Origin of the sequence: Clostridium sp. MCC328 (assembly GCF_018785465.1) — a bacterium.
Taxonomy (GTDB): Bacteria; Bacillota; Clostridia; order Lachnospirales; family Lachnospiraceae; genus Pilosibacter; species Pilosibacter fragilis.
The window spans coordinates 1-26183 of the sequence record NZ_WQPW01000069.1 but is presented as its reverse complement, the minus strand read 5'-3'; the positions used below and the strand labels follow the sequence as shown (position 1 = coordinate 26183).

Here is a 26183-nt window from a genome sequence, read left to right as displayed (position 1 = left end):
CCGGAATCCGTTTCTACTTAATATAATATGGAAGCTTCCCGCAGGTCTTTTAACTGCCCTGCTTCCTGTACTTTGGTTCTGTTATTATCCGCATAGTAATGCCGCTCTGCGTTTCTTTCCGAATCCACCGGGCGGCATCTTTTTTCTCTTATTTCATCTTTGCCCGCTCATCCCACACCGTAACATCGATTCCGGCGATCTTTGATGTGAATGCGGTTCCATCGTTCTTTTCGAAGTGTTCCCATGCCCGGAGCACATACTTAAAGCCTATGTACTGTAATGGCAGGTTGCAGTATACCATGAGGATATTCGCGAAATCGCTGAGATCCCACAGGGCACTTAAGTCCATGCCCGCAATGTTCGTGATAACGCCGAAGGAGATGACTACCAGGCAGAGCACGCGGATCGTGTTAATAAAGGCAGGTCTCGTGGAGATCCGGTTCGCGCACATTTCCGCGAAGGACATAAATCCCACAAGGCAGGTAAACGCGAACAGACCGAAGCAGACGCTGACGAGCATCGTCACGAGGTGATAGATCGTTCCGTTCCCGGTGAGCGCTCCGCAGGATGCTAAGAACCTGTCAAGTTTTCCGAGTTCAAACCATGCTGCGCTGTCCTCCGTGAGCCACACTCTTCCCATGACAACGACGAATCCTGTCAGGGTGCAGATCACGATGGTATCTAAGAAAACGCCAAGCGCCTGGACACAGCCCTGGTCACAGGGATGCTTTGCGTCCGCCGCCGCTGCCGGCATGGTGATCGTTCCCTGTCCAGCCTCATTTGACATAAGGCCTCTCTTGATTCCCTGGCTCAGCGCGATACCGAAGGCACCGCCGAAGACTGCTTCCGGCCGGAAAGCCTCGGAGAATACTGCTCCGAAGAACCACGGGATTCTCGGGATATTAAATACGATGAGAAGAATGACTGTCAGGATATAGATCACTGCCATCACAGGAACTAAGAGGTCTGTAACCTTTGTCACCTTCTTGATTCCACCAAAGCTGATGACCGCCGTCACCGCGATGAGGACCGCGAAGGAGATCCAGTACAGGACGGAGTTTGTCTCGATGACGGTTCCCGTAAATACGCCCGCGATCGCTCCCACCGCGGAGATCGTGTTGAAGCCCTGGGCCGGGAAGCAGAGGAACGCATAGATAATGTAGAGGACACTGAGCGCCGCTCCTGCCCATGCCGCATTCTTTAAGAGTCTTCTTCCGTAATACGGCAGGCCGCCCACATACTCATCATCTTTTCTCTCCTTAAAGATCTGGGAGAGTGTCGCCTCAACGAAAGCTGTGGACATACCAAAGAAGGCGGAGATCCACATCCAGAACAGGGCGCCCGGACCGCCGGTGGAGATCGCGCCGGTGACGCCTAAGATATTTCCGGGGCCGACACGCATGGCCGTCGACAGGAGGAATGACGCCAGGGATGAGATTCCTGTGCCGCTGCTCTTCTGTCTCATCAGGACGTGGAGTCCGTGGCGGAATTTCCGCACCTGGATAAACCGGAGTCTGAATGTAAAATAGATTCCTGTTCCCACTAAAAGGATGATCGCCAGACTGAAGTTTCCGAGGATCGGGATATTCGCGTACCAGTCAAAGTTCGTCGGGAAATCCCAGAACAGGTTCGAGACGATCTGGATCTTTCCGCATATGACATTTACGGCCTGAAACAACGCTTCCATAGCTTTTTCCTCCTCATAATTCAATTTTTCTGTACTGTCGGAAATTTTTCTGGGATGATTCTCCGCAATGATCCCCGGCATCTCTCATTTGAATTCAGATTTCCATTAAGATTTAAAAGTATTTATGCCTCATCTCTTAAAAATCCAAGTTCTATTTTGTATATGTTTCTATAATATATCTCTTATTAGAAATTTTCAAGAAAATTTACAAATTATTTCGGCAGACTGTCCGCCACGCAGAGCGCTCCATATCCCAGCCTCGGATTCGGATAGGCCAGCTCAGAAGGAAGTCTTCTCGCTCCTTTTCTTAAGTACGCCTTCACCTTCTCCCCATAAAGATACGGATCATTCTCCCTGACGATCCCCCACTCCATGAGAAGCGCCGCGGCCCCGGTGACAAGGGGCGCCGCGAAGGATGTTCCGGTGACAGGGGAATAGCCGCCGTCCCGGTCCGGGGCCATGATTCCCACCCCTGGGGCGGCGAGGTCCGGCTTCTGGGCGCGATAGACCCTGGTGTCCCCGCGGCCAGAAAACGGGGCATAGATTCCGGTCCCGCTGTCATAGGCGCCCACCGTCACCGGTCGGAACGCCGTGGAGGGAATCGTCAGGGTCGTATCCGGCGACGATTCCAAAAATTCCGTGTCCCGCCCGACTGCCGCCGCGGAGGGAAGCCAGAGATCTGCTGCCGTCTCCTCATCCCCTGTCCCGAGGAATCGGAATGTCCAGATCCCGCTCTCCACATAAGTTCTTTCCGGCACAAACTCAATATAGATCTCCTGGGCCGCATTAAAAGGGGACGGTTCCCCGTAATAGATCAAAAGTTCCGTCTCTCCGACCCGGATCCGGTCCGTTCCCCTCACCGGGACAAGCTCGATCTCCGCACCGCCAAAGGGATCCCTCAGAAAGATCCGCATCCCGTCCTCATAGTTTTTCCAAATCTGCATGCCGAATCCCGTCTCGTATGTCCCAACAGAGAGCCGGATCTCCGTGATCTTCCCGGGTTCGATCACAGGTCTCGCATGTCCCCCGGAGTCCCCCTCATTTCCCGATCCGGTGACGAAGACAAACTGCCCCATCTGTGCAAGAGAATCGAGGTACCGCTCTAAAAGTCCGCCGCCGTCGTGGGATCCATATGTATTTCCAAAGCTCAGATTCACTGCCATGGGGCGTCCCAGTTCCAGAGCTTTCCGCACCGCGAGATCCATCCCCCGCATGAGTTCCGTGGTTCTCGGAAATCCAACTGAATCCGGGATTCCGAGACGGACAATGATAAGTTCACTCTCATAGGCCGCCCCGCGGTACAGTCCGCCGCTTGTTCTCCCGTTTCCAGCCGCGATCCCCGCCACCGCCGTGCCATGGCCGCTGGTATCCAGGGAAAGACCGCCTGTTCCGCCGGATTTATTCTCTCCCCGCAGGATCTCATTGATCTCCCGCCTTTCATATGTTTTCCCACTGATCTGGTCATCCAAATACAGGATTCTCGTGGTTCCGTCCTCATTCCGGAAGTCTTCATGAAAGATGTCGATTCCCGAGTCGATCACCGCCACCAGGACACCTTTTCCCGTAAGCCCATCGGTCCCTGTCTGCACCGGAAGAAAACAGGAGGCCGCCCTCGCCCGGTTCAGGGCAAAAAACAGCCTCTTTGGTTTTTCCGCATATTCAATTTCGGGGAGTGCGATCACCCCCGGGACATCCCGCTCCGGGACCCGCAGGATCGCAAAGCTGCTTAAAAGGTATGTTCCGGAGACACCCGGAAACTGCTCATTCAAAGTGCTCTCCAGGTTCCCATGGTATTTCACGATGATCTCCCATGTCCGCTCCACCCTGTCATATCCCACGTTCAGCTCTTCTGTCCGCTCCCTCATCTCCTCCGGGACGGAAAGCGCCAGATTCAATAAATTTTCCGCCTTCTGATCTTCCATCTCTGCCGCGCCACATCCATTCTATATTCTGTCTGTCCCGCATTTTTCCATGCCGGTTCTGAAAGACAGATCCCATTCTGAATATTTTATGCGGCATGCTTTATTTAAGACTTTCGTTTTCTCAAAAACAATATTAAAAAGCCCCCAGAGCCATCGGGACCGGGGGCAAATGTCACGTCTTATTTAATTACTGTGCTGTTGTCATACTCATAACGATGCTGTTGAGAGAAGCTACATCTTTGGTTCTTCCAGTTGTCTGGACAACTACCATATAGCCGTCCTGCTTGCGGCAGTAGTACGTTCTTGATGTCTTCTTTCCGCTTACTGTTACCTTGGAGTACTGCTGGTTTGCGATCGTCACAGTCTCAGCTGTTGTAGCCTGACCTTTCTGCCCTTTCTCGATTCCTGCAAGAGTATTTGCGAATGTCTGGGCATCCATATCCTGCTTGTCCTTCATATTAAGATAGTAGACTTCCACATCACCGAAGTCTGTGCTCATATAAAGATCATGTGTCAGGGACGGTCTTCCGATTGCCGCATACTCGCCGCCTGTGTACTGGTCAGCTGCCTCGAAATCAGACTCTGTTGTTCCGATGATCTGCGGGATGCAGAGGTTAGACCATGTATTATAGTATCTTCCGCCTGTAACGTGTCCCTTCGGCGCTGTCTGAACCGGAGCAACCCAGCTTCCGTCATCGCTGAATGTGTAGGATACGCCGTCGATGGTTCTTGTTGTATTATAGATCATAAGGTTTGTGGACGGATCGATATAATACCACACATCATTTCCGCGTCCATCACCATCTTCAGCCTTGATCCAGCCGCTCTTTAAGTTTCCGTTGGAATCATAGTAGCGCCAGGTATTTCCGCTGCCTTCCCAACCGTACTTTGTCTCTGTCTCGTTCTCATCCGCAAGAGCAGTCACCATATTTACACTGCCAATTGCTGCAGCGAGAGCTGCCATGAGCATAACTTTCTTTAATTTCATTTGAAATCCACTCCTTTATGGGTTTTTATCAGCTAAAGTCATTATACAGGGGTTTTCAGGATAACGCAAGCGCTAAGGGCTGGAAAAAGCACGGCTTCATGAAAACTTAAGAAAGAAGGCTTTTTAATAATCATTTGCTTTTCAGCTCCCGTTTTAAAAATGCCAGAAGATTCAGTTTCGCCCGCTCTTCGGTGTCTCTTCGCCTCGTCTTCACCTTTTTTACGACCTTTCCCTCCTGGTCGCGGCGGATGTGGTAGACGATGCGCAGGTATTCTCCGACTTCTTCCCAGGCTTCGCGGCTCTCCGGGATCAGGTCGAGGCCCATCTGGAAGACGTGGAACATGCCGTCATAGACGGAGCAGCGGACCTTTACGCCCTCTTCCCTCGCCTTCTTTGCGGCGGCCCTCGTGTCATCTAAGAGGACCTCGTAGGCGCCGACCTGCATCAGCATCGGCGGGAATCCCTCGAAGTTTCCGAAAAGTGGGGAAAGATAAGGGTCCTTCTTGTCCGCGTTCCCGATATAGCTGCACTGGTAGAGCATGTTTTCCTTCGAATTTCCGAACAGGGGATCGATCGTGTAATTCTCCTCATAGGACGCTCCGCTGAGGGTCACATCCGTCCACGGGGACATGGTGATGATACCCGCAGGGAGCGGCAGGGCGTGGTCCTTCGCGTAGAGGCAGAGCGCCAGGGCAAGTCCGCCGCCCGCGGAGTCTCCCGCGATGACGATCTGTTCCGGGTCGTATTTCTTCTCGTTTAAAAGCCATTTGTAGGCGTAAACAGCGTCCTCAAGCGCCGCAGGGAACGGATGTTCCGGCGCGACGCGGTAGTCCGGTGTCAGGACATCCGCACCGAGACCCAGTTCCGAGTATTTTACCGCAAACCGGCGATAAATGTTTTTCATCGGACCAATATAGCCGCCGCCGTGGAGTTGTAAGACCACACGGCCTGTGACCGCCTGCTTCGGCTTTAAATATTCCATCACAAATTTCTCTGTGGGAACCAGTTCATAAATATAGTCACCCGGACATCTCCAGGCCGGTTCCACCGGATTTTTCCGGAACTCTCCCGTCTGGATCGGCTTCTTTAAGGATGTCTCCATCACATCCCTCATCATGTCCCGGGTCAGATTCCCGATCATGCTGACTTCTTTCCGGCTCATAGTTCATCTCCTTCTTTATTCTGCGTGTTTCTGGAACTGTTCTTTTTCGCTCTGTTCTTTCTCAAACATGAAACCGCCGGCGCAGTTCTCTCTTCACACTTCTATCTCCCAATAGAATCGTAAGCACCAGCGCACTCACCGAGATTACCACCGATATCACCGTGAGCATCGGATGCTTCGTCCATCCGATCCTTAAGAACACGAGCGGCACAAAGCTCAAAAACGTGACCGCGATCTGGTACATGAAATAGCATTGCCAGTTCATGCGGTTTACAAGCAGCATGAGCAGGATCGCCGCCACCTCAAACAGCACCACACAAGGGATCGCGTAGTCCACGGACCAGCCGTGCAGCCCCGTCATCGTGTCGACCAGCAGCAGGATCGCCTGGATTCCCAGGCATTGCCGCACCAGGATCCCGGACATACTGGCGTGACGCATGACGGAAAACCGCAGCGTCATCGCCACATAGGCCGCCGCTCCCCAGGTGAGAAATGCCCATTTGAACGGGATCTGCCGGTAAGTGGCGAGATTTATGGCCCCCGCAAGGACCGAGACGACAGCCAGGGAAATATAGAAGAGCCTGACAGCCCTCTTTATCTTATTCTTATCGCCGCCGACCACCGGATACCGCCCTTTGTCATGTTCCCGGTCGGAAATCCCGTTGCTCTCGAGTTCCACAGGGATCCCCTGCTTTTCCAGAAACCGGAAGAAATACTCCGGCAGCCGGTTCTCCGCCATAGCGCTGGCAAAGGAGAGGCAGAGTTTTCCATCATAGGCAACCGCCCCGCACTTCATCCTCTGCTTCGGGGACGCGCCCACGAGGAGCTGGAAAGATTCCACTTGATCCCGCAGCTCCTCCCGGACATCCATCCGCCCGATATTTGAAAATGTCATTGTATGGGCGCGGGTGCTATGCAGAAAGATCATCTGCATCGCCAGGTGTTTCACAAACAGCGGGATCGCCCGCACATACCATTTTTTCTCGTTCCCCACATTGTAGGAGATCGTCTTCTCCAGGCGCTCCTTCACGATCTGTTCGTCCATCTGGCGGCTCACCGCCTCCAGGACCTCCGAAAAGCTTTCCGGTGCCCGCCGCTCCGACCAGGAGATATTGATGACCGCAAAGAAATTTGCTAACGTCTCCGACTCGAAAAAACTTCTCAGATTCACCGGAAGATTTAACGCTGCCGGATGCTTCATCTCTTTTCCGTCTGTCTCGGTCTGGATGATGGACCACAAAAGGGCTGCCGCCAGGTATTTCGTGATACTGACTCCCACCTCTTTGCTGCGTTTCTTAAGGTCATCCACATGGAACGTCCCATGGAGCACCGCCATCTGGTCAAAGGGAAGAAACTCCCCGCTCACCTGGATCGCAGGCCGGCTCTCGTAGCGCTTGTGGGGCAGTTTTTTATAATAACGGAGATAATCATCCGCCCTCATCGGAGAAAACTCACGTTTCCTTATCTCCGTTGGAAGACCATTCTTTAATTCCAGATAATGTTCCGTGAGCCGCGAGACAAACCCCACCGCCCCAAGACCGTCTGTAAGGCCATGGAACACCTCAAAGTTGATCCGGCAGCCATAGTAACTCACGCGGAATGGAAACCTCCCGCCCCGGTGGGGATCGATAAAGCGGCAGGGCGCACTCTGCTCCTCCTCCACCACCGGATCCCGGTTATTTGTCTCAAAATAGTACCAGAAAAAGCCCTTTCGAAGCTTTACTCGAAAGTTTTCAAATTCCGGAAGCGTCAGAAGAAGCGCCTTATGCAGAAGCTCCGGCTCCACCGGCTCCTTTAAGACCGCCGCGATCCGGAACACACTGCTCAAGTCCTCCCCGGATACCGCCGCGAAGAGCTTCGCCGTGTTGTCCAGCCGCCGCCATGCGGCACCCTGGATCCGCGGACGCTTTTTTATCAATCCATTAGATAATTTCTCCAAACTGATCTGCCTCTTTTCCGGTATAAAAAAATAACCGGAAAATCGAAATTTTCCGGTACATCAGAAGCAGGGGAAGAGGGGCTCGAACCCCCATCTACGGTTTTGGAGACCGCTGCTCTACCATTGAACTATTCCCCTATATTTTGTTGCTCATCACTTAATGCTTCATTATAATAGCATGAAATGTTTTAATTGTCAACACTAATTTGAAAATTTCTTTCACCAGTTTGAGCATGCGGCATTTGGGATGGAAAAACAGATGCTGCAAGCTTGCTTGCAAGCGGCTGTTTCTCCATTCTAAATGACATATGGCGAACGCCATATGCTTCTTGTTTTCATTGCAAATGAAAACAAGAAGATCGCACCACCCAGCCAACATCAGATCAACTGTATCGCCTCTCTCACATTCTCCACCCCGATCAGCCTGATCCGTTTCTCATCCTTCAGCTTCTCCAGATTCGATTTTGGCAGCAGGCAGCTTGTAAAGCCCATCTTGATAGCCTCGGACACTCTCTGGGCTGCCTGGGAGACGCCTCTTACTTCGCCGGAGAGACCTACCTCTCCGAAGATCAGCATTCCAGGATCCACTTCCCGGTTTTTGAAGCTCGACACGAGTGCCATCACCACCGCCAGGTCCAGGGCCGGTTCATTCATCTTCATTCCACCCGCAATATTCACGTAGGCATCATACCGGCTCATGGCGAAGCCGCAGCGTTTCTCCAGGATTGCAAGCAGAATATTGATCCGGTTGTAATCCACTCCGTTCGCCGTCCGTCTCGCCATACCAAAATTTGTTGCGGTCACGAGCGCCTGGACCTCCAGAAGGATCGGCCTCGTTCCCTCTAAGGAGCAGGCAACAACCGCCCCCGACGCCTCCTTCGGCCGCCCGGAGATCAGCATCTCCGACGGATTCAGCACCTCCGAAAGCCCCTTCTCCTCCATCTCAAACACGCCGATCTCGTTCGTGGAACCAAAACGGTTCTTCACCGCCCGGAGGACCCGGTAGGCGTCGTTTCTGTCCCCCTCAAAGTAGAGCACCGTGTCCACCATATGTTCCAGCACCCGGGGACCTGCCACCACGCCCTCTTTCGTCACATGTCCGACAATAAAGATCGTCACCCCGTATCCCTTCGCGATCTGCATCAGAAGGTTCGTGGACTCCCGGACCTGGCTCACGCTGCCCGGTGCAGAAGAAATATCTTCCCGGAACATGGTCTGGATCGAGTCGATGATCACAATGTCCGGCTTCGACCTCTCGATGGCGCCATGGATCGTATCAAGGTTCGTCTCGCAGAGGAATAAAAGGTCTCCTGTGATCATCCCGATGCGGTTTGCGCGCATCTTGATCTGCTTTAAGGATTCCTCACCGGAGATATAGAGGACACGTTTTCCCGCCCCGGCGAGGTTTCTACAGACCTGTAAAAGCAGCGTCGACTTCCCGATTCCCGGATCACCGCCGACAAGCACGAGACTTCCCTTCACGATCCCGCTTCCGAGGACTCTGTCAAGCTCCCCGAATCCTGTGGGCGTCCTGTCCTGCTCATCGAGAGAGATCTCCGAGATATGGACCGGGACCGCCGTCTTTCCGGCTCCCACCGCGGCGATCTGCCCCGACGGTGCCTTTTTCGCCTGGGCCACCGGCTCCTCAACAAATGTATTCCATTCCTTGCACACCGGACACTGTCCGAGCCACTTTGCGGACTCATAGCCGCACTCTTTACAGAAAAAAGCTGTGTTTTTTGCTTTTGCCACAATATTCTCCCTTTTTATAGCCAAAATGCCATGATACGTTTAGCTGCCTTACCTGACTGCCTGCACCAATCGATATTCCTGCGTGAATTCGCACGACCTTTCTGCAATGCTTTCTTGGTGAACAGAAATATTTCATAAAACAGGAAACGCTCCGAAGTTCATCCCTCGGAGCGCCATAAAATACTACCGTCCATACCCCGGCCAGCAGCAATCTTCAATTTCCTGATTACTTGCGAACAATCTTAACTTCTACTTCCTTGCCCTCATTGAGCTCAACAGAAAGACTCAGCTTGCCGCTCATATTTGTCTTCATTCCGCCGACGCCAACGCCGTCCTCGTAAATCTCGTACTCGCAGTCGTCCTCTAACTGTACGGTGATCTGGGCATCCTCAAAGCCCTCAACCTTGAAGGTAACGGTTGTATCGGTCACTGCAAATTCTGTTACTGCAGTTCCTGGAACGGACTCGTAAACGAACATTCCGTTTCTTTCTAACTTTGTGATTTCCTTAAATGTCTTAACTTTATAAAGATCACCTTCGTGCTCGAAGTCTTCTACCTTGGATTTTGCCGCGAGGCTGTAGTTTCCGAAGCTTAAGGTTCCATTTGCCTCTGTGCGGATCAGTTCGTTGATTACTGACATAATGCTTACTCTCCTTTTGTGTGTTTCAACAAGGACTAAATTTTCCCTATTGCTATTGCTATTGTAATAGGTAACGGTCACAGGCATCCGTCCCTTCTAACCGTTACGTCGTGCCTATGATTTTACCACACTGGCGGAAGTTTTTCCAGCAGTTTGTGGATGTCTTGCTGAAAATTTCAGTTCTCCGTCCTTGCAGGTGATCTTCACGGAATCGCCTTCCCGCACTTTTCCTTCCAGGACCAGCTCCGCGAGCTTATCCTCGATGAGGTTCTGGATCGTGCGCTTAAGCGGTCGCGCGCCGTATTTCTCGTCGTATCCCTTTTCCACAAGGTATTCCTTCACGTCATCCCCGGCATTTAAGCGGATGGACATCTGATTCTTTGTCCGCTTTGCGAGGACATTCAAGAGGATCGTCACGATTTCCTTCATGTGATCCTTCGTCAGCGGATGGAACACGATGGTGTCATCGATACGGTTTAAGAACTCTGGCTTGAACATCCGTTTCACTTCGTCCATGACGCCGGTCTTCATTCTCTGGTAGCGGACCTTCTCATCGTCCTGGGACATGAATCCAAGCTGCTTCGGCGCGATGATGTTCTCGGCGCCCGCATTGGAGGTCATGATGATAACGGTATTCTTAAAGTCGATCTTATGGCCCTGGGAGTCCGTGATGTGACCGTCGTCCAGCACCTGTAAAAGAATATTGAAAACATCCGGATGGGCTTTCTCCACCTCATCAAAGAGGATCACAGAATACGGGTTTCTGCGGACTTTTTCACTCAGCTGTCCGCCGCCCTCGTATCCCACATATCCTGGCGGGGATCCGATCATCTTGGAGACGCTGTGCTTCTCCATGTACTCTGACATATCAACGCGGATCAGGGCGTTTTCCGTTCCGAACATGGCCTCCGCAAGGGCTTTGCAGAGCTCCGTCTTTCCGACACCTGTGGGTCCTAAAAATAAGAAGGAACCGATCGGGCGCTTCGGGTCTTTTAAGCCGACTCTTCCGCGGCGGATCGCCTTCGCGACGGCAACCACCGCCTCGTCCTGCCCGACCACGCGTTCATGGAGAATGGATTCCAGCCTTAAGAGACGCTCCGTCTCGCCTTCCGCCAGCTTGCTCACCGGGATCTTTGTCCAGCCGGAGATCACGTCTGCAATGTCATTCTCGTCGACGGTCAGCTCCCGGCTCTCCTTCTCACTCTCCCATTTCTCCTTCAGCTTGTGGATCTTCTCCCGCTTTGAGGCCTGTTTCTTCTTGATCTCACCGGCGAGCTCATATGCCTCGTCACGGATCGCGTCCTCTTTCTCTTTCTCGAGCTTCTTGATCTCCTCCTCGAGAGTCTTGATTCCCTTCGGCTCCACATAGACGGTCAGTCTCGTCTTGGAGGCCGCCTCGTCCACCACATCGATGGCCTTGTCCGGCAGGAACCGGTCGTTGATATAGCGGGCGGAGAGGCGCACTGCCGCCTTTAAGGCCGCGTCGGTGATCGTCACATGGTGATGTTCCTCATATTTCGGGCGGAGTCCCTTTAAGATCTGGAACGCCTCGTCCTCCGTCGGCTCCTCCACGGTCACCGGCTGGAACCGGCGCTCTAATGCCGCGTCCTTTTCAATATATTTCCGGTACTCTTCAATCGTCGTAGCACCGATGAGCTGGATCTCACCGCGGGCCAGGGATGGTTTCAAGATGTTAGACGCGTCTAACGCGCCCTCCGCTCCGCCTGCGCCAATGATCGTGTGGATCTCGTCGATAAATAAGAGGACGTTCTCCGCCTCTGTCACCTCGTTGATCACATTTTTAATGCGCTCCTCGAACTCACCGCGGTACTTGGATCCCGCTACCATGCCGGAGAGGTCAAGGATCACCACGCGTTTTCCGCGGATCGTATCCGGGACGTCGCCGGAAGCGATGAGCTGCGCGAGACCTTCGATCACAGCCGTCTTTCCGACACCTGGTTCTCCGATAAGGCACGGGTTGTTTTTTGTTCTTCTGCTTAAGATCTGGATCACGCGGCGGATCTCCTTCTCCCTGCCGATGACCGGATCCAGTTTTCCTTCTTTTGCGAGGACTGTAAGGTCGCGGCTGTAGGCATCAAGTGTCGGTGTGGCGCTCTGTCCGCCCCGCTGCTGGCGTCCCTGGGCCAGGTCCTCTTTTCCTGCGTTTCCGTCCTCACCCATGGCGGATAAAAGGTCGATGTAGACCTTCTGAATGTTGATATTTAAGGTGTTTAACAGGCGGACTGCCACACAGTCCGATTCCTTTAATAATGCCATCAGAATATGCTCGGTACCGATTAACGGCGCATGGAACCGGACAGCCTCTTTATAGCCGTTTTCCAGCACATGTCTCGCGCTTGGAGTGTAGCCGTCCCGCTCTTTGGTGGCTGTATTCTGATAGGAAGAGACAAGCTGCTCCACAAGAGCCAGCAGTCTGTCAAGCTTCACCTCGTTGGCCTCGAGGACCATGGCAGCGGTACCGCTTCCCTCCTCGATCAGCCCGACCAGGATGTGCTCCGTTCCGATCACAGGGGAACCCATATCCTCCGCCGCTTCACTGGCGAGAACCAGTGCCTCCTGGGCTTTTTCTGTATATTGTGCCATCTGTTCTAATTTCCTCCTGAACTTTTCCGTCAACTGCGTAACCATTCAATCCATTCATAGTTACGAACATAACTCCATTCCAAATCAACTGCGCCGATTAAAATTTTGCCTCCCTGCCTATGTTTTCTTTCGGTCGGTGCAGCAAAAGCGCAGATCTGCTGAACCGTCAACTAATTTTCTATCTCTATGATCTCCGGCAGCCGCCTTCTCAGGAACTCTGCCCGGGCGGCATCCAGCTCATCCTTGTCAAGCGGGCGGTCCGCCAGACTCAAAAGGTTCGCAGGCTGGATCCCCAGCATCAGACCGTATACAGAGTACGGTTCCTTCACTTTTAAGATCCCATCCGTGATTCCTGTCATGATCTGGGACAGGAATTCCATTCCGTCTTTTCTCGTCAGCCGTCTCGCGTACTTTAAGACGCCGTAGGATTTATAGCATTCATCGGCCGCCTGCACCGGCTTTCTCTGACGGTATTCCCGGCGTACCCGCCGTTCCTGGACATCCAGCTCCAGGGCTGCCTTCCTGACGATATCGATGATCTCCCGCTCCGTCTGTCCTAAGGTTTTCTGGTTTGAGATCTGGTACAGGGAGCCGAAGTTCTCCGCGCCCTCACCGTACACGCCCCGGACCTGGGTCCCGAACCGGCCCATATCCGCAACGAGACTGTTGAAATTTTTATTCTTGGACAGCATCGGCAGGTGCAGGACCACCGCTGCCCGAAGTCCTGTGCCCACGTTTGTGGGGAACGAGGTCAGATAGCCGTATTTTTCATCGAAGGCGTAATCAAAACGCTCGCTGATATAGTCATCGATCTTATCTGCTCTCTCGTAAAGCTGCTCCAGAGTCAGCCCCGTCTGCAGCGTCTGGATCCGCACATGATCATCCCCATTTAGGAGGATCGCCGTTGATTCGTCCTCCGACAGGATCATTCCCGTCGGGTCTTTCTTCTTCATTACACTGCGGTTGATCGCCCGGCGCTCTAAAAGCGCTGTTTTTTCCAGGTCGCCCATCCGCTCTAAGTGTGTAAACTGATACTGCATCCGGTCCATGGACGCGATGCCGGTGAGTCCGCCGAGAAGCTTCTCCGAAAGCTCCGCGCTCTGCTCCTTGGTGAGGCAGCCAGGAAACGGATACTCTTTCAGATTTCGAACCAGACGGACACGGCTGTAGATCACATTTGTGCCTGCTTTTCCCGGTACTTCATACCATTTATCCATTCTGTCTCTCCTCTTTCAACGCCCGGATCTCATCCCGGAGCTTCGCGGCCTCCTCGTACTCTTCCCGGCGCACCGCGTCTTTTAATCTCGTCTCCATCAGGCGGATCTTCTCTTCCTTTGAGAGTTCCGGAATATTCACCGGATCCTCTCCAGTAGTTCCCACCCCGTTCATTTCTTCCATCTCGGACCGGTATCCCGCCGGACGCTTTCCGACGTGCTTTTCGCTGCCCTGAAGATGACGGATATTGTCGCTGATCAGAGGATCAAACACGCTGTAGCAGTCCGGGCATCCGAACCGGCTGTCCTTTACAAATTCCTCATAAGTCGTTCCGCAGGTCGGGCACACGACGCCGGAGTACTTTTCATCTTCTTCCTCCGTCTCCTGGGTTCCAAGAAGTCCGGAGAGAAGTTTTCCTAACGGGAATTCTCCCTCAAAGAGAGCTGAGAACTGTCCAAGGTCCGCATGGGCGGCACACTGGGTACAGAGGTTGTGCTCTGTCTTCACGCCGTTGATCACTTCCACATATTTTACGGTTGCTTCCCGCTTTTTGCAATGTTCACAAAGCATACTGCCCCTCCTTTATGCCTGTCCGCCAAACTCATCATAGATCTGGTCTACAAGGCTGTGGATCTCATCTCTGCCGACATTTTTACAGATTCCCCGGGCAACGATCAGCGCGAGGTCGTTCTTCATCTCTTCCATCGTCCGCAGTTTATCCATATCCAGGGCGATCACGGCCCCGCGTCTGCGGTCCAGGCGCAGAAATCCTTCCTGTTTCAATACAGCATATGCCTTGTTGACTGTATGCATGTTAATTCCGATCTCATCTGCAAGCTGTCTCACCGACGGGAGACTATCCCCATCGTGAAGCACATCCATTGCGATGCCGCAGATGATCTGGTTGCAGAGCTGGGTATAGAGTGCTTCTTCACTGTCAAAATCGATCTTCAGTACCATTTGATCACCATCTTTTTTCTTAATATTTTTGATGCCGGGACCGTTTATGCGTTTCCGGTATCATAGTATTCCATTTGTTATATGTGTATAGTAACAGATTGTGTGGTGTTCGTCAAGTGAAACCAAAGTTTATTCGTACGTATGTTCTACTTTCATTTTTGCCTGCTTTGCAGTTTCGCCTCAAAGTATTATATTTTCCTACTCTAAGTCCAGACGTCCATCCGCCGACCGGTTATCCGCGATCCGCTCGATAGTCCAAGTAATATCTGAAGCTTTTGCTTTCAGCGCGTTCCAGACATCCGGGTCCTGATATATATGAAACAGCGCTCCAAAGATCACGTCATACTCTCTCTTCGCGCCTTCCGGCAGGCCCGTCGCCTGGGCGATCTCCGCAAACCGGTACCTCGCCGCCTTTGGGAACTGGTCTTTCTTCATCTCATCCCCGGAATTTTCATAGACATACGCCCCGAATCCGCCCTTCACGGCATCCGTTTTCGAAAACCGGAGTTCTTTCTTCTCCTCATCCAGAGAATAATTGCAGGAATAGAGTACGTTTCCCCTCTTATCTTTGAAGGTTCTATATGCCCCGCCCGACGGACAGTACACAAACCTCCATCCGTCATCCCGGAACTTCTTTCTCCAACCATCCGGGAAGGCGTTGATATACACGGCGATCTCATTTTTCTCGGCCTCGCTCACCGTCTTCGCCGTTCCATCCGCGTTGACCGCCAGAATATCCCCCGCCGGATCCGGCTGTCCGTCGTAGTCGGTGTAGGAAAAGCCCGCGTACTCATTTACCCGCATGCTTCCATCCGGGCGGAACGCGTATGTCTTTCCTTTTATTGTGCGGACAGCTTCCTTGTTCATCTTTCCGTCCGAGTCAAACCAGTACCAGTTTCCCTTATCCTGAAACCACTGGATCTTCGCGTTCCCCGCGGAATCATAGTAGTACCAGTTTCCGCCGCCCGGACCGTCGTACTGCCAGCCCTCGGAGAGGGAACCGTCCTGGTTGAAATGGTAACGGATGTTTCCCACCGTCTTCCATCCGGTCTCCATGATCCCGTTTCTGTCAAAATGGTACCACTCGCCGTCGATATCCTCCCAGGTACCCCGGGCTTTGCGCCCATCCGAGTATGTGAAGGTGTAACCGGCATCCGTGAGCGTCCATTTTCCATCCGCAGCGAAAGATGTTATAGTCTGCACAGCAAGCAGGATGCCGACAGCGCCGATCAGGATAAGTGTTCGTTTTTTCTTCATGGTCACTCCTCCTTTCCGTTTTTATCAAATGCTGGTAACTATTCAGTACCTTCATAGTTACGCGCAAAAATTCATTCCAGATCAGCTTTGCTGATGGGGTTTTTGCCTTCCGGAACCGGAATTACGTTCTTTATGCCTCATTATCTTGAATCCCGCTTTAAAATACCTTATACTAAACAGGAACTCAAAGTATGTACATGAAAGGAACCTAAATATATGAAACGATTTTTCGCCTGGGCCGGGATCCTCATCATCGCCGCGGTCTTCCTCGCCCTCATCGTCCTGACCTTCACCGGTGGCCCGGAGAATGTCATCCTGGCGCTCCTGTTCTGCGTCATCGTCATCCCGGTGATGCTCTACGGCTACGCGCTGATCTTAAAGTACGTCCGAAATAAAAACAAAAGGGATAACTAACAAAATCCGTAATCTTTCGCCATCTTTTCCAGACGGTCAGCAGCCGCCTCAAGCGTCTCTTTCCCTCTGGAAAAATGCAGGCGGATGTAATTGTTTATCGACTCCTTAAAGAAGCTGGAACCCGGCACAGCTGCCACACCGTAATTCTTTATCATCCATTCACAGAATTCCAAATCTGTCCAGCCGGTAAACTCCGGCTTCTCAAGAAATCCCGAGATATCCACGAGAACAAAATAGCTGCCCTGAGGTGTCGTGTGGGAAAGTCCCATCTGCTCCAACCTTCCACAGAGATAATCTCTCTTTTCTGTGTAGAGATCCTTTAACCATTGATAGTACTCTGGTCCAAATTTCAGACCAGTAACTGCCGCTTCCTGAAGCGGTGCCGCAGCGCCTACGGTCAGGAAATCATGGACCTTCTTCGCCGCCTCGATCACATGTTCCGGTCCGATCAGATAGCCGAGTCTCCATCCGGTCATGGAGTATGTCTTTGAGAGGGAGCTGCAGGTGATCGTCCGCTCATACATTCCGGGCAAAGCAGCCATGGAGATATGGCGGTTCTCACCGTAGATAATGTACTCGTACACCTCATCCGTGATCACAAAGGCGTCATACCGCTTTGCGAGCTCCGCGATCTCCTCCATCTCTTCCATCGTAAATACTTTTCCACAGGGATTCGACGGATTACAGAGGATCAGTGCCTTCGCACCGGCCTGAAACGCCCGTTCCAGAGCTTCGCTGTCATAATGGAAATCCGGCGGCACAAGCGGCACATAGACCGGATCTGCCCCGGAGAGGATCGCGTCCGCCCCATAGTTCTCATAGAACGGGCTGAACACCGCGACCTTATCTCCCGGATTGCACACGGTCATCATCGCCGCCATCATCGCTTCCGTTCCCCCGCAGGTCACAACGATCTCCTTTTCCGGATCGATCTCACGGGCAAATTTCTTTGTATACATTTCTGCCAGCGCGTCCCGGAAATTCTTCGCCCCAAAGGTGATGGAATACTGGTGCGGGCCATACTCCGCCGCTTCCTTTAACGCGTCCAGGATCTCCTGCGGCGGATCAAAATCCGGGAATCCCTGACTTAAGTTAATGCTTCCCGGTGTCATATTGTTGATCCTTGTCATCCTGCGGATGACGGAGTCTGTAAATGTCTGTACTCTTCTGCTTAATTCCGGCATATGTAAAACCTCTCTTCTATTGTCATGTATGATGTCTTTCCGGTATTCCGATCCTTCCGCGCGCACATCTCAGTATTACGTTCCGAATCGTCCCTCTGTTCTAATATCTTATCACAACTTTCATGACAGACCTATTGATTTTTCTTTACATTTCTATAAAACTTCCCCCGGATCATTTGTGTTGTCAAAACCAAAAGCGACAAGCCTAATTCATAAGCTCATCGCCCTTAATGATCACAGTCGGACCTGTTTACAGAGTTTTTCTCCCTCTTCCTCTCGGACTCTCCGCAACTCACTGCCGGGGCTTTGATGAAGAGGTATTCTTCTCCCTGATCCTCATACCAGCCTCTCTCCTTCCCTCTCGGCTGATATTTTTCCATCATCGGTCCATTCGCAGCCTACCGATTTCATGGTCTCCCCCGGCTGTATCAGCTCGATCCATGTCTCCAGTGCACTCTTCCGCTCTCTGTCTGACAGCGGCGTGTTGAAATTTTCTGTGCAAAGCATATTCGCACTTTTATTTAATGATTGGTCCCTTACTCTTTTGTCATAACCCCTGAAAAAAGTAGCTTTTATAACGCAAAAAGACTCAAGTCTCTCGACTTGAGTCTTTCGTGCGGAAGATGGGACTTGAACCCACACGATGTAACCACCACAAGATCCTTAGTCTTGCTCGTCTGCCAGTTCCGACACTTCCGCGTATCGGGTGTTTCAAGATTTTGTATCTCTCACCGACGCATATTAATATACCATAGTTCTTTCTGTTTGACAAGTACTTTTTTGAATTTTTTAAAAAAAATGTTTTTTTAGCAATATTTAAAAAACTCTTGACAAATCCCACGCCTTATACTATAATATGTTTTGTCAATGAGATACGTCATCTGACGAGATGCAGAAGTGGCGGAATTGGCAGACGCGCACGGTTCAGGTCCGTGTGATAGCAATATCATGAGGGTTCAAGTCCCTTCTTCTGCACGAAGGCTTAAGTCGAAAGACTTAAGCCTTTTTTTAGTTTCACACCAACAATCTCGCGATGCCGCGGCGCCCAAAGGGCCCCGCGCATCGTCTGGCTTTCGCCAATCCCATCTCTCCCTCCACACCCTTCCTTTTCCTTCCCTCATCCCGCCAATACACAGCGCCGACCACTATGAACCTCTCCCCAAAAAACGCAAAAAAACCTCCCCGGCAGATCACTCCACCGGAAAGGTTTTTTCTATTCTCATCGACTAATTAAGCCAGTTTTGTTTTTGCTAACTCAGCAAGCTTTGCAAAGCCCTCTGCGTCGTTGATAGCCATATCGGATAATACCTTACGGTTCATAACAACACCAGCCTGCTTTAAGCCGTACATGAACTTGCTGTAAGAAAGGCCGTTGATTCTAGCTGCAGCGTTGATACGAGCAATCCAGAGCTGTCTGAACTGTCTCTTTCTCTCTTTTCTGCCAGCGTAGGAGCTTGTTAAAGCTCTCATTACGGACTGCTTTGCTACTCTATACTGTTTGGAACGAGCCCCTCTGTAACCTTTGGCTAACTTGAGCACTCTGTTATGTCTCTTCTTGGCATTTAAGCCACCTTTAATTCTTGCCATTGCTTAATTTCCTCCTTAATCTTAATTCCGAAACAAATTATAAATACGGTAAAATCTTCTTCATTACCTTGCTGTTTGTAGCATCAGTAACAATGTCTTTTCTAAGATTTCTCTTACGCTTTGTGGATTTCTTAGTTAAGATATGGGACTTATAAGCTTTATTTCTCACTAACTGACCAGTTCCGGTCTTTTTGAAACGTTTTGCAGCTGCTCTGCTTGTTTTCATTTTAGGCATTGTTGTTTCCTCCTTAAAATTGTTCCCTTATCGTTTTGCAGTTAAAAACATTACCAGGCTTCTTCCCTCCACCTTGGAAGGCTTATCGACAACAGCGATATCGGAAAGTTTCTCAGCGAAATCATCCAGAATATACTTTGTCTGGTTCATATGAGCCATCTCACGACCGCGGAAACGAAGCGTTACTTTTACCTTGTTGCCTTTTTCGATGAACTTTCTCGCAGATCCGATCTTTGTGTTAAGATCGTTTGTATCGATATTCGGGGAAAGACGCACTTCTTTCACCTCGATCGTTTTCTGCTTCTTTTTCGCTTCCTTCTCCTTACGGATCATCTCATACTTGTATTTACCGTAATCAATGATCTTACATACCGGCGGCTTCGCTGCCGGAGCAATCTTTACAAGATCCAGTTCTGCATCTCTCGCCATTTTGTAAGCGTCTTTTGCAGACATGATTCCAAGCTGCTCACCATTTTCTCCAATTAAACGAACTTCCTTATCACGGATCTGCTCGTTAATCATTAACTCGCTAATAGCCGTACACCTCCAACTCTCATACTCTACATATGTCGATAGAAAAGAAAAAGCAGATAGGTAACTATCCGCTCGTAACTGCATTGGTTTGGCATGCTGCTGCATGATAAAAACCGATGTCTATGAACCCGGGTCACTTACTCGTGCCAGGGTGAGGCGGATACCTGCTTTCCTGTCAGTTGCTCTCACAACTTATGTTATTCTACTATATCGTTTCCGTTTTGTCAATCACTTTTCCCGGAATTTCCAATACTTTTTCGGCTCAAGCCCTCCACGATTCTGCCCGGTATTTTCCACAGCCCTTTCATACTTCTCCCTTGGATCTGTCTTCTCACAGACGCATATCAAAAATCCACAATGCCTTTCTTTCAGGCAAAACAACGACTTTTCTGCTAAGTAAAAAGGAACCGGCGACGGTCAGTTTGCTATCATCAGCTTTCTCTGCAGCCAGTCCCTTCTCTATTCCTACTTCTCCCTAAAGCTTGCACATTCCGTCTGACCGACAGCCATGGCGCCGTCCCCCGCGATCGTGATCCGCTCTGCCCTGCACTGATGGTCATCATTATAGAGACAGTTCGCCACATCACATTCCACCTCAAGCTTTGATTCCGGCGTCTTAAAAAGATTCTTAAAAAGTCCGCCCCTGTTCTCCTCAAAGCTTCCGCAGCAGGTATCACAGCAGTTCTTCGCCTGTGCTCCCTCCACGAGGATGCCGCTCTTGCAGCAGCACTTCTCCGCGTTATGGATACATGTCGTCACGGTACAATCCAGTTTCGTCATAAAATGGCCTCCTTTTCCTGTTTCATCAGAGGTCATTATGCGCAGAAAGATCCCGAAGTATTCACTCTCCCGGGATTTTTCCTAAAACCAGCATAATTATTCAGTACCTTCATAGTTACGCGCAAAAATCCATTCCAGTTCAGCTTCCCTGATGGGATTTTTGCCTTACGCTTCCTCCACCGGATATTTCAGGCGTTTCAATCTCTCCATCAATGTACTGCTGTCCTTCATAAGCGGATAGATCGTAACGATGGACTGGTTGTTCTTATCGATCAGTTCATAGCTCACGATAGACCCCGTCTTTTTCTTCTTATAAACAACCGCTTTTTTCAGATCTGAAAACGGGATCACTTTTTTCTTTCCAATTACCGGGTTTACCTTGATCGTCTTGCCATCAATCGTAGTCTTCCACAAAAGTCCCCACAGTGCAAATAAAATCCCCGCAATCCCGCAGATCACATAGAACGCCTTGATGAGCAGTTTTCCATCTGCCGCCGGATTCATAAAGAAGCTTCCCATAGTCAGCGCATCCACGATTCCCATGAACGGCACGACCAGTGTATACTTCAACTTCAGTGTCGGCAGCTTTTCGATCTGCATTTTCTCTTCTTTTTTAATTTTCATTCCCAAAAGATCCTCTCCATTTTATTTTACACCGCTCCGCCGTCCGGAGCTATGCACTTCCATATAGAAATGGTCCTTCGTCCCTCTATACGTTTCTTACCTTCTCGATCACCTTATTGCACCGTTTTTCAAGGAAAGATCCGAATGTCTCCTTCTTTCCGCGGTAGAATCCCGCCTTCTCCACAGGGATCGCAAGGGATTTGTTCCAAAAGACCATGTAATACTTGCTGGTCTCCTTGATCCATGCGATTCCCTCGTACTGGTACTCCGTAATGATGCCCGGCCGCTCCATCGTAAAGGTGTCCTCGTAGAAATTCATGGTGCAGCGGTCACCCTTTAATCCGGAACTCTCCAGAAGCTGCAGGGCCTGATTTTTATCAGCCGATACGGAATTCGCCTTCTTCCCGGAAGTCTCCCCGTTTTGTCTCTCATTCATTCGCCGCAGCACCACAGCCGCCACAAGTCCGCAGAGCACCGCCTGCAGGATCCTCGTGGACTGCTCAAGCTGTCCGAACGCCATGTAAACAGCTGCGCCCACAAGAAGCGCCATCAATGTATCTTTCAGCCCGAAATCAGGAAGCTGGAACTTGATCTTCTTCCCATCCCCCTCCTTCGGCATCATCCGCGGCTTGGAAGCCACGACCTGGTGATAAAACATATCTTCGTCATATGTAGATTTTACTGCGTATATCGGTTCCATCCCGCACCTCCTATCGTACTGTGATCTGTTCCATCGGAAGATGACATTTCTCTGTCAGAAATCCCGCAAGCTCCGCGGAATTTCCCTGAACCGCGTCATCTTTCATGAAGTAACGCACCACATTTCCGCGCTCCACCAGCACATACATACCGGACATATCAATAAGGCGTCCCACGTTCTTATACTGCACACGGGATTTCTCATTCTTTCCGATGACCTCATATCCGTCCTCGTAGAAGCGGTATTCCCATTGATAGTTGTCTTCCATCCTCCCCGCCTCGAACTGGAGATGGATCTGCTTTTTCGCGTCCAGCCAGCCTTTCAAAAGGGCATAGGTTCCAAACACGAATCCCATGGCACAGAGAATGCCGATCATCATGAGTGCGTCCCCGATCGTTCCGCCGATTACGACTTTTGCTGCCATGCAGAGCAGGAAAAGCCCAAGAAAGATCGACATGATCCTCTTTCCGCCGGACTGGAAACCGAGTTTCCGGACTCCCTTTTCCAGATGAAGCAGCTTTTCTTCCGTCACATGATGCCGGATGATAAACTGCGCGTCCTTTTCGTTCCGTAATTCCATTGTGTTCCTCCTTATTTTGTGCGATACAGCTATGCAGAGCCTCCGCGGTATACCTGATACCGCCCTATGCACGACTATAAATTTCTTAGAAGATGATGATCGCCGCTGTCAGGCTCACGATTCCGAGAATGATTGATGCCGAGTTCACCGCGCTGGCAAGGTTCACATCTCCCTCAAGCATGGAGGTGTACGGAACGCCAAGGGCCGATACCGGGCCGAACATCAGGATCGCCAGGGTTCTGCGGATCTCCAGGGAAAACGGCAGAAACTGATAAAATAAAACTGCCAGGACTGCGGAAACCGCAAATCTTGTTCCCAGGATCTTCGCGACACTGCCCGTCTGCTCTCTTGTCATATGTAACTCCAGTCCGAGGCCGATCATAGTCATGGAGAGGAAGGTGTTGGCGTTCCCCACAGTCTCAGCTACCTGGTCCATGAAGACCGGAATACGGAGTCCCGCCATCGTCAGTGCTGTCATAATTACATAGCAGTCAAACGGGATGGATTTTAAGAGCTGGATCACGATCCTGCGGATCTGATGCTTATCTCCGGCACCGCCTTTTCCTGCCACTGACGCAGCCACCGCATAGGAACCACCGGTACAGACCACCGCGTTTCCCGTATCAAAAAGGCTGGTACAGGCCACGCCCGGCGCTCCTAAGAATCCCTGGACGAAAGGCATCGTAAAGCAGCCGATATTGTATCCCGACGCGTTTACGAGGCCAAACGCCTTCTGGTCCCTCGTCCCTTTCGCAAAAAGTCCGTATCCGATCACCGCATACGCACCGCTGCACAGGAAACCGATCAGCACGATCACCAGCATGGAGACATCCATGGTCGCCTGGCTGAAGTTATGGATGATCGCTGCCGGGAGTGTGATCTTCGTGACGAGCTTCGAGAAGACCGGAAGATCCGACTGGCTTAAAAGACCAATTTTTTTCAGACCATATCCCATCAGGATGATCAGGAAAAAGCAGCCCGCTTTTAGTAAAACTGAACTCATATTTCATGTTCCTCTTTTTATGTATTTTCTCGCAGAAATAGAAACAAAATTTGTAACTGTTCAGTAGGTCTGCGCACTTGCTGCGCTGACCGTAAGAAAACCTAGGCTAAAAGGCAAAAATCCATCGGCGTAGCCGATTTGGAATGGATTTTTGCATGTAACTGTGAAGGTACTGAACAGTTACCAAAATTTATTATATCTCAAAGTCACACTTGAATCAATCATTCTTTTTCCGCCTGTTTTGCCCGCTCCTCCACTGGACATGTTTCCATTCTGATGTTATACTTGTTCTGTTCTCATACAGTTTTCAGGGAGGTTTTTACCATGTCCGAAGAAAAAGATGCAAAAATCCAGGAACTGGAAGCCGAAATTGCCCGTTTAAAGGACGAAAATTCAAAGCTTCAGGAGACCGTCCAGTGGATGCACGACCTGATCTGGAAGATGGTCCGTGAACGCGAGGGACAGAAAGGAGATCCGTCCGATGGTACATACGCTTGTCCCGATGTCCGTGAAAATTAAGATCAAAAATTTTGAGACACCGGCGAGACTGATCAACCATATGGAATTATCCTGCGCAGTCGGCATGGCGTGCCGTCAGGCTTCGCTTCCGTGTCCGGAGGGAACTGTCGGAACAGATCTCAAGGAATTCGTAAAGTCGGTTCCGGACACGATCTATTCGAGTCCTGCCGTTGACGAAAAGCTGAAAGTGCTGATCCGCGATTATATCTACAAAAAGGGCGAGGTTCTGGATGATGATTCTCTGGTCACCCTGAAGCTCGGATATGAAAACACTTAAGTGATCGTGAGGATCCCGAATCATCACGCACTACGATCCAAGTCCGGATCACAGGAAAGGAGTTTGCAGCTATGGATTTTACACCAGCAGAATTTCCAACCACTGGAGTTTCTGAAAAAGAATTCATTGATAAGATGATCGCTCTGGCAAAGGCCGGCGAAGACGAGATGGAGCATTTAAAATGCATATTCTACACATGGGCTGTTTTTTACGAGGCTGACGAGGAGACCACCAGCGGTATCGCTGAGTTCCTCGCAAATGCGGCTGAGATTGCAGAGAAAGACACATTTATCAAAAGTCTGACTTGCATTTTATAAGAATTCGCACGTCCGCGCAGTGCAGAGGCTGACTATTTTTTCTATGCCGTGCTCATATAAAAAGATACCGGTATGACCGCGAAACGCACAGCTCATACCGGTATCTTTTTTGTTTAACAGGAAGACACATTCTTTTTTATCTTCATTTATTCTTCAGTGCTGTCCTCTTCCGGGCAGAGATACTCAATCAGAGCGTCCTGCTCTTTTCCGGAAAGGCGGAAGAAACCTTCGCCCACGCAGAGGTAACCGTCCTCAACATAAACTTCGCTGGAATCGAAATACTCGCCCTTCGCGAACTTGCGGTTTAACTCCGCGTTGATCTCGCCATAGTTCTCCACCTGAAGGATCTTGTTTTTCTTCTGCTCGATCTTCATTAAGTGATAATATGCTTTCTTTAAATAGTCGCCCCGTTTTTTCATTAGAGTTCTCCTTTACTTTCGTTTCATATTTCTCCCGGCAGTTCTTGGTTCCGGGAAGTGTTCTGTAATTTAAAGTGTAAAGCATGAAAATAATTTTGTCAATCTGTGCTGTTCTCTTTCCAGTATAAATAGCTTTTCATGTAATATTTCGTGTGATACTTTCCCCATTGATATGCACTTTCAAACTTTTATCCGCAAGGATAGCATTTTGCAAAAAACATACAAACAGACATAAAATAAGGGAAGTCCTGACTTTTCAAGACTTCCCTTATAGTGGACCTGAGGGGAATCGAACCCCTGTCCGAAAACCTATCCCCTGTTCTTCTACTATCATAGTCTGTTATTTAGAATTCCCGCCCGAACCCGAAAGCAGACATCCTGATCCGTTTGGTAGCTTCATCATACGCCCGCGTGCGCAAAGCTTTGCACGTGTCGTTTCCTGCTTTAAATGATGCCGGTTACTTAAAATGCAGGTATTCTAAGGCCGACAGCTGCCTAAATTAGGCTGCGTATGCTAATTCGTCGTTAGCGTTTATATTTAGGTTTGCCATTTAACGCATTGCATGCGGATAGCTTCACCAGCTTCAAAGCCCCCGTCGAAACCAGTACAAGCCCTTACTGGCACTCTCTTCGGAGTTTTTCGCATCGCCCGATCCGCAATGGGTCGCAGACATTCTTCCGATGCGTTCGCTTTTGACAGTGTTCAAAATCCAGGCGACCCCGAATTCTATACTGGTACTGTTCTCGCGTAACACAAATCTTACCATCACTCGCCCAAATTGTCAAGGGTCCGCAGTATAGATCCCACGACAAACGCATGAATGATTGTCTACCACCAATTCTGTTTTCAGCTATTTTTAAGCTTCTAAAAGTTCTTCCAGATA

27 protein-coding genes, 3 tRNA genes and 1 other RNA gene are annotated in these 26183 nt (G+C 50.5%); 5 read left to right on the top strand and 26 right to left on the bottom strand.

The window, feature by feature from the left end:
• Positions 1-148 precede the first annotated feature (148 nt).
• From GPK83_RS11330 to GPK83_RS11270, 13 genes are all read right to left on the bottom strand, one after another.
• Positions 149-1687, bottom strand: a complete 1539-nt coding sequence (locus GPK83_RS11330) for an amino acid carrier protein (protein WP_215704803.1) — start codon at positions 1685-1687, stop codon at positions 149-151.
• Positions 1688-1899: 212 nt separating this feature from the next.
• Positions 1900-3609, bottom strand: a complete 1710-nt coding sequence (locus GPK83_RS11325) for a S8 family peptidase (protein WP_215704802.1) — start codon at positions 3607-3609, stop codon at positions 1900-1902.
• A 187-nt stretch (positions 3610-3796) separates the two neighbouring features.
• Positions 3797-4597, bottom strand: a complete 801-nt coding sequence (locus GPK83_RS11320; RefSeq protein WP_117553013.1) for a hypothetical protein — start codon at positions 4595-4597, stop codon at positions 3797-3799.
• A gap of 130 nt (positions 4598-4727) precedes the next feature.
• A complete protein-coding gene (locus tag GPK83_RS11315) occupies positions 4728-5759 on the bottom strand; it encodes an alpha/beta hydrolase (protein WP_215704801.1) in 1032 nt (343 codons plus the stop codon).
• A 61-nt stretch (positions 5760-5820) separates the two neighbouring features.
• Positions 5821-7698, bottom strand: coding sequence for a DUF6320 domain-containing protein (locus GPK83_RS11310; RefSeq protein WP_252196326.1), 1878 nt, complete (start codon positions 7696-7698; stop codon positions 5821-5823).
• Between the two features lie 67 nt (positions 7699-7765).
• Positions 7766-7836 (bottom strand) — tRNA-Trp (locus GPK83_RS11305).
• A 240-nt stretch (positions 7837-8076) separates the two neighbouring features.
• Positions 8077-9450 carry a DNA repair protein RadA gene (radA, locus tag GPK83_RS11300; RefSeq protein WP_215704800.1) on the bottom strand — a complete coding sequence of 458 codons (1374 nt, stop codon included), beginning with the start codon at positions 9448-9450 and terminating at the stop codon, positions 8077-8079.
• Between the two features lie 226 nt (positions 9451-9676).
• Positions 9677-10090 carry a hypothetical protein gene (locus GPK83_RS11295; RefSeq protein ID WP_015554690.1) on the bottom strand — a complete coding sequence of 138 codons (414 nt, stop codon included), beginning with the start codon at positions 10088-10090 and terminating at the stop codon, positions 9677-9679.
• A 114-nt stretch (positions 10091-10204) separates the two neighbouring features.
• On the bottom strand, positions 10205-12694 hold the full coding sequence (locus tag GPK83_RS11290) for an ATP-dependent Clp protease ATP-binding subunit (protein ID WP_117513371.1): 2490 nt from the start codon (positions 12692-12694) through the stop codon (positions 10205-10207).
• 170 nt (positions 12695-12864) lie between these two features.
• Positions 12865-13911: an ATP--guanido phosphotransferase gene (locus GPK83_RS11285; RefSeq protein WP_215704799.1), complete on the bottom strand. Its 1047-nt coding sequence runs from the start codon at positions 13909-13911 to the stop codon at positions 12865-12867.
• Positions 13904-14479 (bottom strand): UvrB/UvrC motif-containing protein, encoded by a 576-nt coding sequence (locus GPK83_RS11280; protein ID WP_021906104.1) that lies wholly within the window; start codon positions 14477-14479, stop codon positions 13904-13906. The genes GPK83_RS11285 and GPK83_RS11280 overlap by 8 nt, the downstream gene beginning before the upstream one ends.
• A gap of 12 nt (positions 14480-14491) precedes the next feature.
• The gene (locus GPK83_RS11275) at positions 14492-14869 is read right to left on the bottom strand and encodes a GntR family transcriptional regulator (protein WP_015554694.1); all 378 of its coding nucleotides are present in this window, start codon (positions 14867-14869) and stop codon (positions 14492-14494) included.
• 198 nt (positions 14870-15067) lie between these two features.
• Entirely contained in the window at positions 15068-16126 is a 1059-nt protein-coding gene (locus tag GPK83_RS11270; protein WP_117503950.1) for a hypothetical protein, read from the bottom strand.
• A 216-nt stretch (positions 16127-16342) separates the two neighbouring features.
• Here GPK83_RS11270 and GPK83_RS11265 point away from each other — a divergent pair, with 216 nt between their 5' ends.
• Positions 16343-16540 carry a hypothetical protein gene (locus GPK83_RS11265; protein ID WP_117513362.1) on the top strand — a complete coding sequence of 66 codons (198 nt, stop codon included), beginning with the start codon at positions 16343-16345 and terminating at the stop codon, positions 16538-16540.
• Here GPK83_RS11265 and GPK83_RS11260 read toward each other — a convergent pair.
• The 3 genes from GPK83_RS11260 to GPK83_RS11250 form a co-directional block, all read right to left on the bottom strand.
• Positions 16537-17724 carry a pyridoxal phosphate-dependent aminotransferase gene (locus GPK83_RS11260; RefSeq protein ID WP_215704798.1) on the bottom strand — a complete coding sequence of 396 codons (1188 nt, stop codon included), beginning with the start codon at positions 17722-17724 and terminating at the stop codon, positions 16537-16539. The genes GPK83_RS11265 and GPK83_RS11260 overlap by 4 nt on opposite strands.
• A 227-nt stretch (positions 17725-17951) precedes the next feature.
• Complete coding sequence (locus GPK83_RS11255) at positions 17952-18107, bottom strand: hypothetical protein (RefSeq protein ID WP_165859971.1); 156 nt, start codon at positions 18105-18107, stop codon at positions 17952-17954.
• A gap of 232 nt (positions 18108-18339) precedes the next feature.
• A tRNA-Leu gene (locus GPK83_RS11250) sits at positions 18340-18423 on the bottom strand.
• Between the two features lie 192 nt (positions 18424-18615).
• Between GPK83_RS11250 and GPK83_RS11245 the strand changes: the two genes are divergently transcribed.
• Positions 18616-18699: transfer RNA gene (locus GPK83_RS11245), tRNA-Leu, on the top strand.
• A 255-nt stretch (positions 18700-18954) separates the two neighbouring features.
• Here the strand turns inward: GPK83_RS11245 and rplT are convergent.
• The 8 genes from rplT to GPK83_RS11205 all read right to left on the bottom strand — a co-directional run bounded on the left by rplT (position 18955) and on the right by GPK83_RS11205 (position 23767).
• Positions 18955-19311, bottom strand: coding sequence for a 50S ribosomal protein L20 (gene rplT / locus GPK83_RS11240; protein WP_015554698.1), 357 nt, complete (start codon positions 19309-19311; stop codon positions 18955-18957).
• Positions 19312-19348: 37 nt separating this feature from the next.
• Positions 19349-19546, bottom strand: coding sequence for a 50S ribosomal protein L35 (rpmI, locus tag GPK83_RS11235; RefSeq protein ID WP_015554699.1), 198 nt, complete (start codon positions 19544-19546; stop codon positions 19349-19351).
• Positions 19547-19573: 27 nt separating this feature from the next.
• Positions 19574-20068 carry a translation initiation factor IF-3 gene (gene infC, locus GPK83_RS11230; RefSeq protein ID WP_015554700.1) on the bottom strand — a complete coding sequence of 165 codons (495 nt, stop codon included), beginning with the start codon at positions 20066-20068 and terminating at the stop codon, positions 19574-19576.
• Positions 20069-20545: 477 nt separating this feature from the next.
• Positions 20546-20860: a DUF1540 domain-containing protein gene (locus GPK83_RS11225; protein WP_144365680.1), complete on the bottom strand. Its 315-nt coding sequence runs from the start codon at positions 20858-20860 to the stop codon at positions 20546-20548.
• Positions 20861-21025: 165 nt separating this feature from the next.
• On the bottom strand, positions 21026-21484 hold the full coding sequence (locus tag GPK83_RS11220; RefSeq protein ID WP_345941804.1) for a DUF6560 family protein: 459 nt from the start codon (positions 21482-21484) through the stop codon (positions 21026-21028).
• Between the two features lie 85 nt (positions 21485-21569).
• On the bottom strand, positions 21570-22184 hold the full coding sequence (locus tag GPK83_RS11215; RefSeq protein WP_117484113.1) for a YcxB family protein: 615 nt from the start codon (positions 22182-22184) through the stop codon (positions 21570-21572).
• A 10-nt stretch (positions 22185-22194) separates the two neighbouring features.
• Complete coding sequence (locus GPK83_RS11210; RefSeq protein WP_117513358.1) at positions 22195-22764, bottom strand: hypothetical protein; 570 nt, start codon at positions 22762-22764, stop codon at positions 22195-22197.
• Positions 22765-22849: 85 nt separating this feature from the next.
• Positions 22850-23767, bottom strand: a complete 918-nt coding sequence (locus GPK83_RS11205; RefSeq protein WP_117469802.1) for an AEC family transporter — start codon at positions 23765-23767, stop codon at positions 22850-22852.
• Positions 23768-24091: 324 nt separating this feature from the next.
• On the opposite strand from GPK83_RS11205, the gene GPK83_RS11200 reads away from it, so the two are divergent.
• The 3 genes from GPK83_RS11200 to GPK83_RS11190 all read left to right on the top strand — a co-directional run bounded on the left by GPK83_RS11200 (position 24092) and on the right by GPK83_RS11190 (position 24880).
• Entirely contained in the window at positions 24092-24286 is a 195-nt protein-coding gene (locus GPK83_RS11200; RefSeq protein ID WP_015554706.1) for a hypothetical protein, read from the top strand.
• Positions 24249-24563 carry a DUF3837 domain-containing protein gene (locus tag GPK83_RS11195; protein WP_215704796.1) on the top strand — a complete coding sequence of 105 codons (315 nt, stop codon included), beginning with the start codon at positions 24249-24251 and terminating at the stop codon, positions 24561-24563. Before GPK83_RS11200 ends, GPK83_RS11195 begins: the two co-directional genes overlap by 38 nt.
• A gap of 71 nt (positions 24564-24634) precedes the next feature.
• Positions 24635-24880, top strand: a complete 246-nt coding sequence (locus tag GPK83_RS11190) for a hypothetical protein (RefSeq protein ID WP_215704795.1) — start codon at positions 24635-24637, stop codon at positions 24878-24880.
• 146 nt (positions 24881-25026) lie between these two features.
• On the opposite strand, the gene GPK83_RS11185 is transcribed toward GPK83_RS11190, so the two are convergent.
• Both GPK83_RS11185 and ssrA read right to left on the bottom strand, forming a co-directional pair.
• Positions 25027-25299 (bottom strand): hypothetical protein, encoded by a 273-nt coding sequence (locus tag GPK83_RS11185; RefSeq protein WP_015554709.1) that lies wholly within the window; start codon positions 25297-25299, stop codon positions 25027-25029.
• Positions 25300-25570: 271 nt separating this feature from the next.
• Positions 25571-25914, bottom strand: a transfer-messenger RNA (tmRNA) gene (gene ssrA / locus GPK83_RS11180).
• Between the last annotated feature and the right edge of the window lie 269 nt (positions 25915-26183).